Origin of the sequence: Stutzerimonas stutzeri SDM-LAC, from assembly GCF_000235745.1 — a bacterium.
Taxonomy (GTDB): Bacteria; Pseudomonadota; Gammaproteobacteria; order Pseudomonadales; family Pseudomonadaceae; genus Stutzerimonas; species Stutzerimonas stutzeri_H.
On the sequence record NZ_AGSX01000055.1, the window covers coordinates 1 to 16,054 of the forward strand.

Consider the following 16,054-nt stretch of genomic DNA (forward strand, 5'->3'; position numbering starts at 1 on the left):
TTTTCGGTGCGGCTTCGACGATTTGCCGGGACAGGTGTTCCATCCGCGGCGATTGCACCTTCCAGGTATGCCAGTACAGCGAAATATCCATTGGCGTGTCCGCGGCCAGATCGACCACTTCACCTTGAGCCAGTGCATCGTGCAATAGCAGCTCCGGCACCATGCCATAGCCCAGCCCGCAGCGGATTGCACTGAAGCGGGGCTCGGAGCCGGGCACGTAGTGACAGGGGTAGGCGCCTTCCGGAAGACCCAGTTGGCGAAGCAGGAACGACGAAGTGAGGCTGTCCTTGCGTGTGTAGGCGACTACCGGCGCCTTGCGCGCGGCGTTACGGCTCAATCCATTGGCGAAGTGCCGCTGGCGAAACGCGGCGGATGCCACCAGGCGATAGCGCATGCTACCCAGCGGTTTGGCCGTACAACCGCGCATGGGCTTGGGCTCGGTGCTGATACAGCCAATGGCAAGGCCGGTTTCCAGCAGGCTGTAGGTGTGGTCCTGATCTTCGACGGTGAGGTCCAGCAGCACGCGCTCGCGGATCAATACGTCGGCCAGTGCCGGAAAGAACCAGGTGCCCAGGCTGTCGGCATTGAGCGCGGCTACGACCACCAGCGGGGCATCGCTGCGCTCGGCGAGCTCGGCCATCAGATCCGCTTCCAGCAGTGTGGCGCGCTTGAGGTATTGCATCAGACGCTGGCCGGTTTCTGTCGGGCGGCAAGGTCGGCTGCGTACCACCAGCGCGCTGCCCAACGCACTTTCCAGGGCGCGCACCCGCTGCGAGATCGCCGGCGGTGTCAGGTGCAGGCGCAGGGCGGCCTGTTCGAAACTGCCAGTCCTGATCACGGTACGGAAGGCTTCGGTCTGCTTGGGATCGAGATTCAATGGCCGGGCCTCAGATTAAGTAAATGTTGGTATAGCCTAAATTTCCTTAGCTACGCCAATTATTTGCGAGTGTGCCCCATAATCGCGGGCCTTTCAGCTTTTCTTCCTACTTGGAGTCGCGCCGTGACCCTGCTGCACATCATCTACCTTGTCGCGATTACCGCAGAAGCCATGTCCGGCGCCATCATGGGCATGCGTCGCGGCATGGATCTGTTCGGCATTTGCCTGCTCGGCACTGTCACCGCGTTGGGTGGCGGCACGGCGCGTGACGTGCTGCTCGGGCACTATCCGGTGGGTTGGATCGCTCATCCCGAGTACCTCGGTTTTACCGTTGGTGCGGCCATCGTCACGGCGATGGTTGCGCGGCACATGCATCACCTGCGGCAGGTGTTTCTGCTGGTTGACGGCCTTGGCCTGGTGGCGTTCACGGTGATTGGTTGCGGCGTGGCGATGGAAATGGGCGCACACGTGGTGATCGTCGTGCTGGCCGGCGTGATCACCGGCGTCTTCGGCGGGCTGCTGCGCGACATCCTCTGCAACGAGGTGCCGATGGTGCTGCAGCGCGAGCTCTATGCAACGGTCGCGCTGTTTACCGGCCTGCTGTATGTCGGGTTGCTGTGGTTGGGGGTGGGCAATTCAATTGCTTCGCTGGCTACGCTCTGTGCCGGTTTCCTGTTCCGGGTGCTGGCGATGACCTTCCATTGGAAGCTTCCGGATTTCCAGGGTCGCGATATTCGCGGCCTGGACTGACCCGCTGCGCTTCCACGTCTGAACCCGGCTGACGATCTAGCACTCCATCACCCTAAGGCGCAGCCATGCTGATTCCCGCCCGGTGAGCCGCTACACTAGCGGCCGGCCTACCAAGGGGAATGGAACCGTGCTGAAAGACCTGGGAATAAAGAGTCGCGTGCTGGTGCTGATCTTGTTGCCCAGTACAGTCCTGGCCGTGGCGCTTGGTATTTACTTCACCTGGATGCAGCTGTCGGAGATGCGCCATCAGCTCGATGCGCGCGGCCAGCTGATCGCCGAACAATTGGCACCGCTGGCGGCCCCAGCCATGGCGCAGGGCTACGGCAAGCGGCTGCAGCGTATTCTCAACCAGGTGCTGGATCAGCCTGACGTGCGTGCGGTGTCCATCCTCGACCCCGAGCGCAATTTGCAGGCCCATGCCGGGCCGAACATGATCACCCCGTCGCCGCCAACCGATCCCGAGGCGCTGACCCAAGTCAGCAGCGTCGACACCACACGCATCCTCCTGCCGGTGCGTGGCAAGCACCTGAATCTCGCCGAAGACAACCCGGAAAACGACCTCCGCGTGATTGGCTGGCTGGAGTTGGAGCTGTCGCATCAAGGCACGCTGTTGCGCGGTTACCGCAGCCTGTTTGCCAGCCTGTTGCTGATTGGCGCAGGGCTGATCATTACCGCGCTATTGGCGCTGCGCATGAGTACGGCCATCAGCAAGCCGCTGCACAAGGTCAAGGTGGCGGTAGCGCAGCTCAAGGATGGTCACCTGGAGACGCGTTTGCCTCCGCTCGGCAGCCACGAGATGGACGAAGTCGCGGCAGGCATCAACCGCATGGCGGAAGCCTTGCTGGCGGCCCGTGAAGAGTTGCAGCAGAGCATCGACCAGGCCACCGAAGACGTGCAGCAGAACCTCGAGACCATCGAGATCCAGAACATCGAGCTGGATCTGGCACGCAAGGAGGCGCTGGAGGCCAGCCGGATCAAGTCCGAGTTTCTGGCCAACATGAGCCATGAGATCCGCACGCCGCTCAACGGCATCCTTGGGTTTACCCATCTGCTGCAGAAAAGTGATCTTACGCCCAGGCAGCACGACTACCTGTCGACCATCGAGAAATCCGCCGACAGCCTGCTCGGAATCATCAACGAGATTCTCGATTTCTCCAAGATCGAAGCCGGCAAGCTGGTCCTCGACAACATTCCGTTCAACTTGCGCGATCTGATCGAGGACACCCTGACCATCCTCGGCCCGGCGGCGCACCAGAAGCATCTCGAGCTGGTCAGCCTGGTCTATCGCGACACACCGCTGTCGCTGGTCGGTGATCCGCTGCGGCTCAAGCAGGTGCTGACCAACCTGGTCAGTAATGCCATCAAGTTCACCAATGAAGGCACCGTGATCGTCCGCGCGATGGTCGAGGATGAGCGCGCCGACCGCGCGCAGCTGCGCATCAGCGTGCAGGACACCGGCATCGGGCTGACCGATCAGGACCTGCGCGCCTTGTTTCAAGCGTTCAGCCAGGCGGACAACTCGCTGTCGCGCCAACCCGGTGGTACTGGCCTCGGTCTGGTGATTTCCAAGCGTCTTATCGAGCAGATGGCGGGGAAATCGGCGTCGACAGCATTCCGGAAGAAGGCTCCGAATTCTGGATCAGCCTGAGCCTGCCCAAAGCGCGTGACGACATCGAGGATCTGCCACAGGCCGCGTTACTCGGGCGCAAGGTCGGCTTGCTTGAGCAGCATCCGCTGGCCCGTCAGGCCCTGCAGCACCAGCTGGAAAGCTGCGGCATGGACGTGCTGTCGTTCGACAGCCTGGATCAATTGCAGGCGGCGGTGTTTGAGGCGCATACCAGCGATACACCGATCGAGATAGCCGTGCTCGGCGTGACCTATCGAGAGATCGCGCCACAACAGCTCTGCCTGCGGTTGTGGGAATTCGAAGGGCTGGGCTGTAAATGCATCGTGCTCTGCCCGACCAGCGAACAGGCGCAGTACCACGAGGCGCTGCCCGAATCGCACACCCACGCCCAACTGCAGAGCAAGCCGGCCTGTACCCGCAAGTTGCAGCGGGTGCTGCTCGATCTGCTGCGTCCGCCACAGACGGCGATCGAGAGCATCGCCGTATCGGAAACCCGGCCGCCGCGCGTGCTGTGTGTCGATGACAACCCGGCCAACCTGCTGCTGCTGGAAACCCTGCTCACCGATATGGGCGGCGAAGTCGAGGCGGTGAGCAGCGGCGCCGAGGCATTGGAAGCGATCAAGCTCAAATCCTTCGATCTGGTGTTCATGGACGTGCAGATGCCGGGCATGGACGGGCGCCAGGCCACCGAGGCGATTCGTCGCTGGGAAAATGAAAGTGCGCAGCCACCGATGCCGATCGTCGCGCTCACGGCTCATGCGCTGTCCAACGAAAAGCGCTCGCTGTTGCAGAGTGGGCTGGACGATTACCTGACCAAGCCGATCAGCGAGCGGCAGTTGGCCCAGGTCATTCTGAAATGGACCGGCCTGCCGCTGGCGCGCAGCTTTGTGGCTGCACCAATCGAGGCGCAGCCGCTGGAAAACAACCTCAAGGTGTTGGATTCGGAAGAAGGTCTGCGCCTGGCCGCGGGCAAAGCCGACCTCGCCGCGGATATGTTGAGCATGCTGCTGGCCTCGCTGGAAGATGATCGCCAGGTCATTCGCGAGACGCATCTAGCCAATGACCGGCAGGCAACCATCGACCGTGTGCACCGTTTGCACGGTGCCACTCGCTACTGCGGTGTTCCGCAATTGCGGGCGGCCTGCGAGCGCAGCGAGACCTTGCTCAAGCAGAACCACCCAAGCGCGACCCAGGCACTGGATGAGCTGGACAGCGCCATCGAGCGGTTGGAGATCGAAGCCAAGATCTTTTAGCGGCAAGCCGCACGCTTCAGGCAAGCCGCGCCGTGCAGACGGCGTTTGCTTAACGCAGCTTGCTGCCTAGCAGTTGCGGTTGCGGCTATTCCCCCATCACCACGCCTTCGCGGCGCGGGTCGGCGCCGCCGAACCAGCCGCTGTCAGTTCGCTGAATGGCCTGCAGCCCGCTGGTCATTTCAGCCTCGTTGACCTCATGACCGCGCGCGTGCAAGGCCTGCACGGTGCTGGCGGGGAAGCGACCTGCTTCTAGTACTGTGGGGCCGTTGAAACTGCCGAAGTTGGGTAGATCAATGGCGCGCTGGGCATCCAGCCCCCAGTCATACATGCCCAGCAGAGTCTTCGCCGTGAAGTGGATGATCGCCGCGCCGCCCGGTGAGCCGAGGCTCGCCAGGAACTGTTCGCCCGTGGCGTCGAACACCAGCGTCGGGCTCATGCTTGAGCGTGGGCGCTTGTTCGGTTCGACCCGATTGGCCACTTGCCGGCCCAGCTTGTCGTAGGGTTCGAAGGCGAAGTCCGTCAGTTCGTTGTTCAGCAGGTAACCGCCAGGCAGACCGGTGCCGCCATCGTTGAGCAGGCGCGAACCGAAGGCCTGCTCGATGGTGGTGGTCATCGCCAGTGCGTTGCCCTCGGTATCGACGATGCTGATATGGCTGGTGCCGTATTCCGGCTGGGCCGCCTGCGGGGCGAACGAGACAGGCATCTCGCCGGGTTCGCCGGCTTCGGCGGTGCCCATGCTGCGCGGGCCGATCAGTGCCGCACGCTGTTTGAGGTAGCTCGGCGCAAGCATGCTGTTCCAGGTTCGGCCAGGCACCGGCACGAAATCGGGGTCGGCCAGGTATTTGGCGCGGTCGGCATAGGCCAGCCGCGAAGCCTCGGTGTAGCGATGCAGGAACTCGACAGAGGGCACCCCCCGGTCGAGCGGCTGGACCGGTGGCAGTTGTTCCAGCATGCCGAGGATCTGCATCTGCGTAATGTGACCCGATGACGGCGGCGGGAACCCGCAGACCTGATAGCGCTTCTGCCAGAGCGTGCAGATGGCGTCGCGTTGGCGCGGTTGATAGCCCTCCAGATCGTTCAGGCTGAGGCGGCCTGGATTGGTCGGGTGAGTGTTTACCTGCAGAACCAGCGACCTTGCGTTGGCGCCGGTGTAGAACGCCTCGCTGCCGTGTGCGGCGATGTCCTTGAGCAGCGCAGCGAGGGCGGGATTGAGCAGGCGATGGCCGATTGGTAGCGGCTTGCCATCGGCCTGGTAGTAGAACGACGCCGCGTGCGGATCGTTGCGCAAAGCAGGATCGCTGGCCAGCAGGCCATGCAGGCGTGGGCTGACCTCGAATCCGTTTTCAGCCAGTTCGATGGCGGGCGTGAACAAGGCTTTCCAAGGCAACTTGCCGTACTGGTCGTGCGCGCGCTCGAGCATCCTGACCACGCCGGGCACCCCCACCGAACGACCGCCGACTACGGCATCGAGAAAGGCCATCGGCTTGCCGTCGGCAGTCAGGAAAAGTCGCTCATCGACCGCCGCCGGTGCGGTCTCTCGGCCATCCAGTGCTGCAATATGCTCACCGTCCCAATGCAGCAGAAAGGCACCGCCACCCAGCCCGCTGGATTGCGGCTCGACCAGGCTCAGCACCATCTGGACTGCCACGGCCGCATCCATTGCGCTGCCGCCAGCCTTGAGTATTTCGTAACCGGCTTCGGTTGCCAGCGGGTTAGCGGCGGCAACGGCAAAGCGTTCCAGTGCCCAACCGGGCTTGGCCGAGTAGCCGCTGGCCGCCTCCGGGGCAGGCGGGATTTCGCTGGACGGGCCGTCCGGTTGAGTACAGGCAGTGAGGCTGAACAACAGAATCGAGGGGAGCAGGGCGGCTCGTCCGACGTGCATGGGATGTTCCTTGTCTGGGGCGGAAGGAAAATATGTAACTGATTTACAGGCGTAGACCACTGACCTCGGTTAGCCAAGCTTTATCGCTGCGGTTGGTAAATCGTCGTACGTTCGACGTGTTGCGCCGTTTGTCTGCCTGCTGCGCCGAATCAGCGTTCCGTGCGGCATAAGGGGGAGACGTTTCGCAACGCCTGGCTGAGTGATGCCAGAGTATTGCGGTCTGCCCGCGGCGGGTCGTTGCCGCTATCATGTGCGCCTCTCAAAGGCTGTGCGGTCCATCGACGCCATGACAATTCAGTACCCGACCATCGCCGATTGCGTCGGCAACACCCCTCTGGTTCGCCTGCAGCGCCTGCCCGGTGAAACCAGCAATACCATCCTGGTGAAGCTCGAAGGCAACAACCCCGCCGGCTCGGTCAAGGACCGTCCCGCGCTGTCGATGATCGCCCGCGCAGAAGCCCGGGGCGACATCAAGCCCGGCGACACGCTGATCGAGGCTACCTCGGGCAATACCGGCATCGCCCTGGCCATGGCCGCTGCGATCAAGGGCTACAAGTTCATCCTGATCATGCCGGACAACTCCAGCGCCGAACGCAAGGCTGCGATGACGGCCTATGGCGCCGAGCTGATTCTGGTGAGCAAGGATGAGGGCATGGAAGGCGCGCGCGATCTGGCCGTGAAAATGGCTACCGAAGGGCGCGGCAAGGTACTCGATCAGTTCGCCAATGGCGACAATCCCGAGGCCCACTTCGCCAGCACCGGGCCGGAACTGTGGCAGCAGACTCAGGGCAGCATCACCCATTTTGTCAGCTCAATGGGCACCACCGGCACCATCATGGGCGTGTCGCGCTACCTCAAGCAGCAGAACCCGGCAATTCAGATCGTCGGCTTGCAGCCCATGGAGGGCGCAGCGATTCCGGGTATCCGCCGCTGGCCGCAGGAATACCTGCCGAAGATCTATCAGGCCGAGCGCGTCGACCGTATTGTCGACATGGCCCAAGACGAGGCCGAGCACGTCATGCGCCGCCTGGCACGCGAAGAAGGCATCTTCTGTGGCGTGTCCTCAGGCGGTGCGGTGGCCGCGGCGCTGCGGCTGTCGGAGGAAGTCGAAAACGCGGTGATCGTCGCAATCATCTGTGACCGCGGCGACCGCTACCTGTCGACGGGCATTTATGACCAGCCATGATCACGGCATGACGCTGCATGGCGGAACCTGCTGATGGCCAAGCGCAGTGGCGGTCTACGCTTCCAGCCCAGCGGTGGAGAGAAGAAGCCGCAGATTCCTACCGGCAAGAAGCAGCGGCTGAGTATTCAGCGGCTTGCCAACGATGGCCGCGGCATCGCTTTTCACGACAACCGCACCTGGTTCGTTGAAGGCGCCTTGCCCGAGGAAGAGGTCGAGGCGCGCGTGCTCAACGCGCGCAGCCAGATCGTCGAAGCCCGTACCGAGCGTGTGCTGACCGCCAGTGCTCAGCGGCGCGCCGAGCCGTGCCCGCATGCACGGGTCTGCGGCGGCTGCAATTTGCAGCACCTGAGCGCGGCCGATCAGCTTGAATTGAAACAACGAAGCCTGGCCGAGCAGTTGTCCCGCGTGGCCTCGGTCGAGCCGCAGCAATGGGCGGCACCGCTCAGTGGGCCCGAGTTTGGCTATCGCAGGCGCGCAAGGCTCGCCGTGCGCTGGGACAACAAAGCACGACAGCTGGATGTGGGCTTTCGCGCCAGTGTCAGCCAGGACATCGTCGCGATTCGCGAATGCCCGGTACTGGTACAGCCCTTGCAGATGCTGTTGCCGGATCTGTTGGCCGTGTTGCATGAGTTGGACAAGCCGCAGGCGATTGGTCACCTGGAATTGTTCAGCGGAACCAGCGAAGCGGTGCTGGTGCGCCACACGGCGGCGCTTGCCACGCCAGATCTGCAACGCCTGAGCGACTTCGCCGAGGCTAAGCATGTGCAGCTCTGGCTGCAGGGTGAGGGCGCGCCGCAGCCGTTGGAACAGGGTTATACGCTGGGTTACAGATTGCCAAAGTGGGATCTGGAACTGGCGTGGCGACCCGGTGACTTCGTTCAGGTCAACGCGCCGGTGAACGAGGCAATGGTGGCGCAGGCACTGGATTGGTTGGCACCGGAGGCGGGCGAGCGGGTACTTGATCTGTTCTGCGGGTTGGGCAACTTCAGCCTCCCTTTGGCACGTCTTGGTGCGCAGGTGGTGGCGGTGGAGGGCGTCGGCGAGATGGTCGAGCGCGCCCGCACCAATGCGGAGCACAACGGTCTTGGTACTGCGCACTTTTATCAGGCGGACCTGTCGAAGCCGCTTGCCGGCGCCGAGTGGGCCAAAGACGGTTTCGCAGCGGTCCTGCTCGATCCACCGCGTGACGGTGCCTTGGAAATCGTGCGGCAGATGACGACTTTAGGCGCACGGCGCGTGGTCTATGTTTCGTGCAATCCTGCAACGCTGGCGCGCGATGCTGCCGAGTTGATCGCTCAGGGCTATCAGCTGAAGCGGGCCGGCATGCTCGATATGTTTCCGCAGACGGCGCACGTCGAGGCCATGGCGCTCTTCGAGCGACCTGCGTAGCGCAACTTTTTTGACAGGCGATCGGCCTGTGGTTCAACCGACCGGCTCCTAGAAGGTCGGCGTATTCGACGCAGATGATGCGTAGAGGGAAGGTATTAGATGGTCCAGGTCAGAGCGCTTCAGCCGATCAACACCGACGGCAGCATCAACCTCGATGGCTGGCTCGATCACGTGCTGGGAATGGACCCGGCACTCGACCGCGATGCTCTCAAGCAGGCCTGCGAGTTCGCCCGAGCGGCAGAGCAGCAGGCCAACGCGGTGCAGAATCTTTGGAGCGAAGGTACCTCCAGCTACCAGACTGGCCTGGAGATCGCCGAGATACTCGCCGACCTCAAGCTCGATCAGGACAGCCTGGTCGCCGCGGTGATCTACCGTGGCGTGCGCGAAGGCAAAATCCCGCTCGCCGAGGTGCACCAGCAGTTCGGCCCGGTGGTGGCCAAGCTGATCGAGGGTGTGCTGCGCATGGCCGCCATCAGCGACAGCCTCAACCCGCGCGAGTCGCTGGTGCTGGGCACCCAGACCCAGGTGGAAAACCTGCGCAAGATGCTGGTGGCGATGGTCGACGACGTGCGCGTCGCGCTGATCAAGCTGGCCGAACGGACGTGCGCCATCCGCGCAGTGAAGAATGCCGATGACGACAAACGTCATCGCGTCGCGCGGGAAGTGTTCGATATCTATGCACCGCTGGCCCATCGCCTGGGCATCGGCCATATCAAGTGGGAGCTGGAGGATCTGTCCTTCCGCTACCTCGAACCCGAACAATACAAACAGATCGCTCAGTTGCTGCATGAGCGCCGGCTGGATCGCGAGCAGTACATCCAGAGCGTGGTCCAGCAACTGAGGGACGAACTGACCGCCACCGGGATTCACCCCGAGATTGACGGGCGTGCCAAGCACATCTACTCGATCTGGCGGAAAATGCAGAAGAAGGGCCTGCAATTCAGCCAGATCTACGACGTTCGCGCCGTTCGCGTGCTGGTGCCCGAGGTCCGCGACTGCTACACCGCGCTGGGTATCGTGCATACCCTGTGGCGGCACATCCCCAAGGAATTCGACGACTACATCGCCAACCCCAAGGAAAACGGCTACCGCTCGCTGCATACCGCCGTGCTCGGGCCGGAGGGCAAGGTGCTGGAAGTGCAGATCCGCACCCAGGCCATGCACGAAGAGGCCGAACTGGGCGTTTGCGCGCACTGGCGTTACAAGGGCACGGACGTCAAGAGCACTTCGAACCACTACGAGGAAAAGATTTCCTGGCTGCGTCAGGTGCTCGAATGGCACGAAGAGCTGGGCGATATCGGCGGGCTGGCCGATCAGCTGCGCGTGGATATCGAGCCTGATCGGGTCTATGTATTCACGCCCGACGGACACGCCATCGACCTGCCCAAGGGCGCCACGCCGCTGGACTTTGCCTACCGCGTGCATACCGAGATCGGCCACAACTGCCGTGGCGCCAAAATCAACGGGCGCATCGTACCGCTCAACTACAGCCTGCAAACCGGCGAGCAGGTGGAGATCATCACCAGCAAGCATGGCTCGCCGAGCCGCGACTGGCTGAACCCGAACCTCGGCTACATCACTACCTCTCGCTCGCGCGCGAAGATCGTCCACTGGTTCAAGCTGCAAGCCCGCGACCAGAACGTGGCTGCCGGCAAGGCACTGCTGGAACGCGAGCTGGGCCGTCTCGATCTGCCGCCGGTGGATTACGACAAGCTCGCGGAAAAGGCCAATCTGAAAACGGCCGAAGACATGTTCGCCGCGTTGGGCGCAGGTGATTTGCGCCTGTCGCAGCTGGTCAACCATGCGCAACAACTGGTCGAGCCGGACAGCCACGCAGCCGACCAGCTGGAACTGATTCCACGGCGCCCCACCAGCACCAAGCCGGGCAAGCGCGGCGATGTGCAGATCCAGGGCGTCGGCAACCTGCTCACGCAAATGGCGGGCTGCTGCCAGCCGCTGCCGGGTGATCCGATTGTCGGTTACATCACCCTCGGGCGTGGCGTCAGCATCCACCGTCAGGATTGCGCTTCAGTGCTGCAGCTGGCCGGCCGCGAGCCGGAGCGGATCATCCAGGTCAGCTGGGGACCGATCCCGGAAAAAACCTATCCAGCCGACATCAGCATCCGGGCTTACGACCGCTCCGGCCTGCTTCGCGATGTTTCGCAGATCCTGCTCAACGAGCGGATCAACGTGCTGGCGGTCAACACCCGCTCGAACAAGGAAGACAGCACGGCGCAGATGACGCTGACCATCGAGATCCCGGGGCTGGATGCGCTGGGCCGATTGCTCAGTCGCATTTCGCAATTGCCCAATATCATCGAAGCGAAACGCCAGAGAGCCACGTGACGGTGTACTCCAGCGGTGCCGCCTGCCCCGTCACGGTGGATGGGTGAAGCGTCAGCTACGCGGCCCGATCCACCCTACACTGGGCTCAGCTTCAATCTCAGGCATTCACCGAGGAACGTCATGTACCAACTCAACGACCTGTTGCACCTGATGGCACGGCTGCGTGATCCGCAGCATGGCTGCCCGTGGGATCTGCAGCAGGACTACGCCAGCATCGTTCCGCATACCCTGGAAGAGGCCTACGAGGTAGCGGACGCCATCGAGAGCGGCGACTTCGAGCACTTGCCCGGTGAGCTGGGCGACCTGCTGTTCCAGGTGGTCTATTACAGCCAGCTGGCGAAGGAGGAGGGTCGCTTCGAATTCGATGCGGTGGTCGACGGCATCACGCGCAAGCTGTTGCGGCGGCATCCGCATGTCTTTCCCGATGGCGACCTCTATGGCTCGCCCGAGCTGCCCCGCCTCGACGAGACGCAGATCAAGCAGCGCTGGGAGGAGATCAAGGCCGAGGAGCGCGCCGAGAAGGCCGCTGCGCCGGAGCAACTGTCGCTGCTCGACGATGTGCCGAGCGCGCTGCCCGCCTTGAGCCGCGCCGCCAAGCTGCAGAAGCGCACTGCCCAGGTCGGCTTCGATTGGCCGGACGCGCTACCCGTGGTGGACAAGGTGCGTGAGGAGCTCGATGAAGTCCTCGAAGCCATGAGCGAAAACGACCCCGACGCCATTGGCGAGGAAATCGGCGATCTGCTGTTCGTCACGGTGAATCTGGCGCGGCACCTGAAGGTTGATCCGGAAAACGCCTTGCGTGCGGCCAACCGCAAATTCGAACGCCGCTTCCGCTTTATCGAACAAGCCTTGCGAGAGAGCGGCCGGCCCATTGAAGATTGCGACCTGGAGACGCTCGACGCGCTATGGGGCGAGGCCAAGAAAGCCGAAAAGATACCGACCTGTGGTTGATAACCGGAGCCTGATCGTGGAAGTTGTCAGTGCCACGAACCCGCTCGGTGGGTCCTGATTGATCCACCCTTACGTCTAATTTGAATTCACGACGAGACGAGCCGACACATGAGTCTTTCCCTTCGCGATCAGCTGCTCAAAGCCGGGCTGGTCAATGAAAAGCAGGCCAAACAGGCCGGCAAACAACAGCAAAAACAGCAGCGCCTGGTGAAGAAAGGCCAGGCCGAGCAGGACACCTCGCAGCGCGATGCGGCGCTCAAGGCGCATGCCGAGAAACAGGCCCGCGATCAGGAATTGAACCGTCAGCAGCAGGAAAAGGCCGAGCAGAAAGCCCGCACAGCGCAGGTCAAGCAACTGATCGAAGGCAGCCGCCTGCCCAAGCTGACCACCGAGGACTATTACAACTTCGTCGACGACAAGAAGGTCAAGCGCCTGTCAGTGAACAAGCTGATGCGCGACAAGCTCTCCAGTGGCTCGCTGGCTATCGTCCGCCATGGCGGCGGTTATGAAGTGATCCCGCGTGAGGCGGCACTGAAGATTCAGGAGCGTGACCCGCGCCGCATCGTGCAGCTCAACGTCCAGACCGAAGCGCCGGATGCAGACGATCCCTACGCCGCCTACCAGATCCCTGATGATCTAATGTGGTAAGCGCCCACTGATTGAGGGCGCGGCGGCACGCTCAACAACCCTAACGCTGTTGCCTTTTGTAGGAGCGAGCTTGCTCGCGATCAGGATGCTCGGCATCGCCATGAATCGCCAGCAAGCTGGCTCCTACGGATCGGGGGCGGGTGTGCTTCGTGCCCGACGGAAGGACGGATTTATGCCGCCTGCCGGACCTCTACTGCTGTAGCCCGACCGGGCTTTCGGTTACAGCAGGAGGACTCAAATGGAAACCACACGTTATTCGGACGAGATTGAAACGCTCAGCTGGCAAGCCCACGGTGTGCCAGGTGACCCCGAAGAGCCAGGCGTGCCGGACCTGCCGAGCGAACCCGGCGAGCCGACAATCCCTGATCAGCCGCCACCAGATCCGGTTGCCTGACAGCCGCTATGACGACGGCTGTCCAGCCGCCCGCGCGAGCAGGTCGACGACTTGCTCGTCGCTGGTCTGCTCGAAGTTGCGGTAATGGCACCCGACGCCAATGAACGGCTCAGGCATTGCCAGGCACACCAGCTCTTCCACATCCGCTTTGAGCATCTCGATCACATCCCGCGGACCCACTGGCACAGCCAGTACCACGCGGCTCGGCTTCGATTGCCGGAGCCCCTTCAGCGCCGCTCGAACCGTGGCGCCGGTGGCGATACCGTCGTCGATCACGATGACGCAACGATCAGCGATCACCGGGGCGGGTCGTTCGCCGCAGTAGCGATGCCGGCGTCGTTCCAGCTCGGTTAACTGACGTTGCATCTCCTCCTCGAACCAGTTCGGTGGCGGTGCAATCTGGTTGAGCAATTCCTGGTTGATCACCCACTTCGGCTCGGCGCCGTCGATCACCGCGCCCAGCGCCAGTTCCTCGTTGCCGGGTGCGCCGATCTTGCGCACCAGCACCAGATCCAGTGGCGCGCCGAGGTGTCGAGCCACCTCGAAGGCAGCCGGAACCCCGCCGCGCGGCAGGGCCAGTACCAGTGGCTGCGCTTCGGCCAGGTGCTGCAGGGCTTCGGCCAACTCCTGGCCGGCATGGGTGCGATCACGAAACAGTTGGGATTCGGGCATCAGGGCGTGCATGGCTCACTCTCCGAATGGGTAGGTATCCGGAACGCTCTCGTCGTCGATCTGCTGCGGGCCGATCGGCTTGACCGCCGTGGTCTGTTCGAACCAGAGCAGTGCGTCGAACTGTTCTGAAAGTATGGCCTGAAAATAATGACTCTGACGTTCAGTGGCCGGACGGTAGATCACGCCGATGGCGCGCTCCAGACGTGGGCGTGCCAGCGCCTCGCGCAGTGGCCCGTCATCGCGCCAGCTGGTCAGCGAGGCCGCCATCCCGGCACGCAGAAACAATTGCTCCCAGCTGTCCGGGCGCGACGGGCGAACCTGCTTGATCTGCATGGGTTCGTCCCAGTTGTCGGCGGCTGCCACTTCGCCGCGATCAGTTCCCATGCCGAGCAGCACCGCATCGCGGCCAAAGGCGGTGCGACACAGCTCGCCGATATTGAATTCGCCGCCCCAGCCCATCGAGGTCGAAGCGGCGTTTCCAATGTGCGAATTGTGCGCCCACACCACCGCCTTGGCGGCATCACCGCGATGCTTCAGCAGGGCCTGCAGGGTGTCGAACATGTGTCGGTCGCGCAGGTTCCACGACTCCGTTGAGCCCTGGTACATGGCGCGGTAATACTGCTCGGCGGCGAGCACGACGCGGGCATTCTGCTCGGCATTGAAGAAGCTGTTGCGGTCTTTGTTCATGTACTCGAGCCGCTGGTCGAGCAAGGCGCGCAACTGTTCGACTACCACCGCCTCGCAGGACGGTTCGCCGCGCATCACGTTGTGACCGTAGGCTGCCGGTTCGTCGTGCCATGGGCTAAGGCAGCCATATCGGCGCCGCGCGGTCGCGGCAGCATCCGGGTCGACCCGGTCGAGATAGCCGAGCACCTCCTGGATCGAAGCGCCCAGGCTGTAGACGTCCAGCCCGCGGAATTCAACCCGCCGCTCGGCAGGCTGGGCATCGTTGTGGCCGCGTAACCAGTGGGCGAAGTCGGCGACTTCCTGGTTGCGCCACATCCAGGTCGGAAAGCGCTTGAAGCCTTCCTCGACCCAGGCCGGAGGTTGCTGCTGGCGCACGTAGCGGTCGATCTTCGCCGCATCCGGCCAGTCGGCTTCGGCCGCGACGATGGTAAAGCCGTGGCGCTCGATCAATCGGCGGGTGATGGCTGCTCGGGCTCGGTAGAACTCCGAAGTGCCGTGGCTGGCTTCCCCGATCAACACCACCCGCGCATCTGCAAACTGGTCGAAGGCATCAGCAAACGCAGGGTCCTCAATGCCGGGCAATTCGGTTGCGCTGCGGCGCAACAACTCGATCAACTGCTCCTCGGTCATCTCTTTAGGGTGTGGGCGCGATTGGATCATGGTCTCGTCTCCGGATCGGCTTTCAAGGATGACCGACGCCAGATTGCCCCGTTCAGACCGTCCGGCGGCTGGTTAAACAAGCACAGGCGGCAGAACTGAATGCAAGGGACTAGTCTCTAAACAAGGCGACGCCAATTTCGGCGAGCAAGTTTCCGCTGAAGGCGCTAAGACACGAGGGGCACCTATGACGACCTGGATCATCGCTTACAGCAAAGACGGCAACACCTCCATTGTGCGGACTGAATCCGATCGCCAGCCGGATATAGACGAGGCAGTTGAGCTGGTAACCCAAAAAGCCGAGCAGGACTACGCCGGGGAGGATGATGCCTACGAGATGGACCCGGACGTCGAACAGACACCCGCCACCCGCCTGGCCCAGCGTTTCGGCATCACAGTGACCGGTATTTCCCAGGCCTGATACGCTCAGGCCACCTGCCACACACCATCATCTCCAGCCACGAACAGGCGCCGGCCCGGGTCGGCGCCGACTTCCATCATTCCGGTGAAGCTGCCGAAGGCCGGCAGCAGGCTGAGTCGCGCGCCGATACAGAAGCAGGGTAGGCGTAACGACTGACGACCACGACCGTGCAGGCGGAACGCGGGGTGAAGATGGCCGGCGAGAACATGGTGAGTGGGGTGCGGATCCGGCTCGTGCTGCAGGGCAAACGGGCCGAGCAGCAATGGCTCGGGGACGACCGTCATCTCAAGACTGGCAGGCGGGTCGCCTGCGCG

12 protein-coding genes and 2 pseudogenes are annotated in these 16,054 nt (G+C 62.9%); 9 read left to right on the forward strand and 5 right to left on the reverse strand.

Features of this window, described 5'->3' with window-relative positions; translation table 11 throughout:
- On the reverse strand, positions 1-877 hold an 877-nt coding region (locus tag PSTU_RS0106575), incomplete at its 3' end, for an HTH-type transcriptional regulator ArgP (protein WP_019340247.1).
- A 123-nt stretch (positions 878-1,000) separates the two neighbouring features.
- Here PSTU_RS0106575 and PSTU_RS0106580 point away from each other — a divergent pair.
- Positions 1,001-1,627 (forward strand): trimeric intracellular cation channel family protein, encoded by a 627-nt coding sequence (locus tag PSTU_RS0106580; protein WP_019340248.1) that lies wholly within the window; start codon positions 1,001-1,003, stop codon positions 1,625-1,627.
- A 127-nt stretch (positions 1,628-1,754) separates the two neighbouring features.
- Positions 1,755-4,507, forward strand: a pseudogene (locus PSTU_RS20535) (response regulator).
- A gap of 85 nt (positions 4,508-4,592) precedes the next feature.
- Here PSTU_RS20535 and PSTU_RS0106590 read toward each other — a convergent pair.
- Positions 4,593-6,389 carry a gamma-glutamyltransferase family protein gene (locus PSTU_RS0106590; protein ID WP_019340249.1) on the reverse strand — a complete coding sequence of 599 codons (1,797 nt, stop codon included), beginning with the start codon at positions 6,387-6,389 and terminating at the stop codon, positions 4,593-4,595.
- A gap of 286 nt (positions 6,390-6,675) precedes the next feature.
- On the opposite strand from PSTU_RS0106590, the gene cysM reads away from it, so the two are divergent.
- The 6 genes from cysM to PSTU_RS21815 all read left to right on the forward strand — a co-directional run bounded on the left by cysM (position 6,676) and on the right by PSTU_RS21815 (position 13,303).
- Positions 6,676-7,575, forward strand: a complete 900-nt coding sequence (gene cysM / locus PSTU_RS0106595) for a cysteine synthase CysM (RefSeq protein WP_029404647.1) — start codon at positions 6,676-6,678, stop codon at positions 7,573-7,575.
- Between the two features lie 33 nt (positions 7,576-7,608).
- On the forward strand, positions 7,609-8,964 hold the full coding sequence (gene rlmD, locus PSTU_RS0106600) for a 23S rRNA (uracil(1939)-C(5))-methyltransferase RlmD (protein WP_019340251.1): 1,356 nt from the start codon (positions 7,609-7,611) through the stop codon (positions 8,962-8,964).
- Positions 8,965-9,063: 99 nt separating this feature from the next.
- The gene (gene relA / locus PSTU_RS0106605; protein ID WP_019340252.1) at positions 9,064-11,310 is read left to right on the forward strand and encodes a GTP diphosphokinase; all 2,247 of its coding nucleotides are present in this window, start codon (positions 9,064-9,066) and stop codon (positions 11,308-11,310) included.
- Positions 11,311-11,430: 120 nt separating this feature from the next.
- Positions 11,431-12,261, forward strand: coding sequence for a nucleoside triphosphate pyrophosphohydrolase (gene mazG, locus PSTU_RS0106610; protein WP_019340253.1), 831 nt, complete (start codon positions 11,431-11,433; stop codon positions 12,259-12,261).
- A 108-nt stretch (positions 12,262-12,369) separates the two neighbouring features.
- On the forward strand, positions 12,370-12,909 hold the full coding sequence (locus PSTU_RS0106615; RefSeq protein ID WP_019340254.1) for a DUF2058 domain-containing protein: 540 nt from the start codon (positions 12,370-12,372) through the stop codon (positions 12,907-12,909).
- A 238-nt stretch (positions 12,910-13,147) separates the two neighbouring features.
- The gene (locus tag PSTU_RS21815) at positions 13,148-13,303 is read left to right on the forward strand and encodes a hypothetical protein (RefSeq protein ID WP_019340255.1); all 156 of its coding nucleotides are present in this window, start codon (positions 13,148-13,150) and stop codon (positions 13,301-13,303) included.
- A 6-nt stretch (positions 13,304-13,309) separates the two neighbouring features.
- On the opposite strand, the gene PSTU_RS0106625 is transcribed toward PSTU_RS21815, so the two are convergent.
- Both PSTU_RS0106625 and PSTU_RS0106630 read right to left on the reverse strand, forming a co-directional pair.
- Positions 13,310-13,987: a phosphoribosyltransferase gene (locus PSTU_RS0106625; RefSeq protein ID WP_019340256.1), complete on the reverse strand. Its 678-nt coding sequence runs from the start codon at positions 13,985-13,987 to the stop codon at positions 13,310-13,312.
- A 3-nt stretch (positions 13,988-13,990) separates the two neighbouring features.
- Positions 13,991-15,322 (reverse strand): erythromycin esterase family protein, encoded by a 1,332-nt coding sequence (locus tag PSTU_RS0106630; protein ID WP_019340257.1) that lies wholly within the window; start codon positions 15,320-15,322, stop codon positions 13,991-13,993.
- Positions 15,323-15,506: 184 nt separating this feature from the next.
- Here PSTU_RS0106630 and PSTU_RS0106635 point away from each other — a divergent pair, with 184 nt between their 5' ends.
- Positions 15,507-15,740, forward strand: a complete 234-nt coding sequence (locus PSTU_RS0106635; RefSeq protein WP_019340258.1) for a hypothetical protein — start codon at positions 15,507-15,509, stop codon at positions 15,738-15,740.
- A 5-nt stretch (positions 15,741-15,745) separates the two neighbouring features.
- Here the strand turns inward: PSTU_RS0106635 and PSTU_RS0106640 are convergent.
- Positions 15,746-16,054: pseudogene (locus PSTU_RS0106640) on the reverse strand (DEAD/DEAH box helicase); the annotation flags it as partial.

Coding starts and splice junctions, on each gene's coding strand:
- rlmD (WP_019340251.1), top strand. CDS start 7,609: ATGGCCAAGCGCAGTGGCGGTCTACGCTTCCAGCCCAGCGGTGGAGAG.
- PSTU_RS0106615 (WP_019340254.1), top strand. CDS start 12,370: ATGAGTCTTTCCCTTCGCGATCAGCTGCTCAAAGCCGGGCTGGTCAAT.
- PSTU_RS0106625 (WP_019340256.1), bottom strand. CDS start 13,987: ATGCACGCCCTGATGCCCGAATCCCAACTGTTTCGTGATCGCACCCAT.
- cysM (WP_029404647.1), top strand. CDS start 6,676: ATGACAATTCAGTACCCGACCATCGCCGATTGCGTCGGCAACACCCCT.
- mazG (WP_019340253.1), top strand. CDS start 11,431: ATGTACCAACTCAACGACCTGTTGCACCTGATGGCACGGCTGCGTGAT.
- PSTU_RS0106630 (WP_019340257.1), bottom strand. CDS start 15,322: ATGATCCAATCGCGCCCACACCCTAAAGAGATGACCGAGGAGCAGTTG.
- PSTU_RS21815 (WP_019340255.1), top strand. CDS start 13,148: ATGGAAACCACACGTTATTCGGACGAGATTGAAACGCTCAGCTGGCAA.
- PSTU_RS0106590 (WP_019340249.1), bottom strand. CDS start 6,389: ATGCACGTCGGACGAGCCGCCCTGCTCCCCTCGATTCTGTTGTTCAGC.
- relA (WP_019340252.1), top strand. CDS start 9,064: ATGGTCCAGGTCAGAGCGCTTCAGCCGATCAACACCGACGGCAGCATC.
- PSTU_RS0106635 (WP_019340258.1), top strand. CDS start 15,507: ATGACGACCTGGATCATCGCTTACAGCAAAGACGGCAACACCTCCATT.